Source organism: Peptoniphilus sp. oral taxon 836 str. F0141, assembly GCF_000179335.1.
GTDB classification, from domain to species: Bacteria; Bacillota; Clostridia; order Tissierellales; family Peptoniphilaceae; genus Peptoniphilus_A; species Peptoniphilus_A lacrimalis.
The window spans coordinates 1-1,196 of the sequence record NZ_AEAA01000115.1; the positions used below are offsets into that span (position 1 = coordinate 1).

Consider the following 1,196-nt stretch of genomic DNA (forward strand, 5'->3'; position numbering starts at 1 on the left):
CAATAAAGCATTTGATTCTATAGGAAATACTGCAGTTCAGATTTCTACAGAGCCTAATGAACCCAAATATTCTTGGGAAGATATGAGATATGAAGATGGATTAACTGTAGATATGTTAAAAGATTTAAAAGAAAATTTATCAGATATTGTCAAAGATTACTCTTTATATGGTGCAGGTGGTTCAGGCAAAATAAATCAGGGAGATAAATCAATAAATGTGGATATAAATTCTACAACAAGCGGAAGTCAATATATTCAAAAAATAGATATGATTGGCGGAAGATTTTTAACTGATGAAGATAATACGAGGTCAAAATATGTGGCTGTAATTTCTGATAAAGTTGTAGATAAAATTTTTAATGGTGATATACAAAGTGCTTTAGGTTCCGAAATAAAAGTTAAAAAAGCAGATAAGTTATTAGTTTTGACAGTTGTAGGAGTTTACAAGTGGGAAAAGATAGAAGTCGGAGTTTTGGGAGGTTCTGGAGATACTTCAAAGATTTATATTCCTTATAATGTGGGAGAAAGAGAAATAAATGGTTGGGTAAGTGATTATTTTTCTTATGCAGCCTTTGTTTTAAAAAATTCTGATAATGTAGAGGAAGATTGTCAAAGTGTAAGTACCTATTTAAAAAATAAATATTTTTCTAAAAATGATAGGGTAAAAATTGACACAAATTCTGCCTTATCTCAAATGAAACAGATGACATCAACAATGGATTCTTTACAGATTGCCATATCAGCTATAGCTGCTATATCATTACTTGTAGGTGGTATTGGAGTTATGAATATTTTACTTGTTTCTGTGACAGAAAGAACAAGAGAAATAGGAATAAGAAAAGCCCTTGGAGCCACAAGAAATGATATAAGATTTCAATTTATTACTGAATCTGTAATAATTTGTATAGTTGGTGGAATTTTTGGTATATTTTTAGGTGGAACTTTGGGGATTTTAGGCTCATCTTTACTCAAGATGAGGTCCCTACCATCTATAACATCAGTTGTTGTTGCGGTTGGTTTTTCAATGCTTATTGGAATTTTCTTCGGATATTATCCTGCAAATAAAGCCGCAAAGCTTGATCCTATAGAAGCTTTAAGATATGAATAATTTATGATAAAAATTAAAATATTGTATGGATTTTAAGATAATTAATTTCCATGCAATTTTTTTATTTATCAATTTAAAAAAATCAATA

General features: G+C 29.6%; 1 protein-coding gene. It reads left to right on the forward strand.

Features of this window, described 5'->3' with window-relative positions; all coding sequences use genetic code 11:
• Positions 1-1,108 (forward strand): ABC transporter permease (locus HMPREF9131_RS05945; RefSeq protein WP_009345955.1); only part of this gene is annotated, 1,108 nt, incomplete at its 5' end.
• Positions 1,109-1,196: the final 88 nt, after the last annotated feature.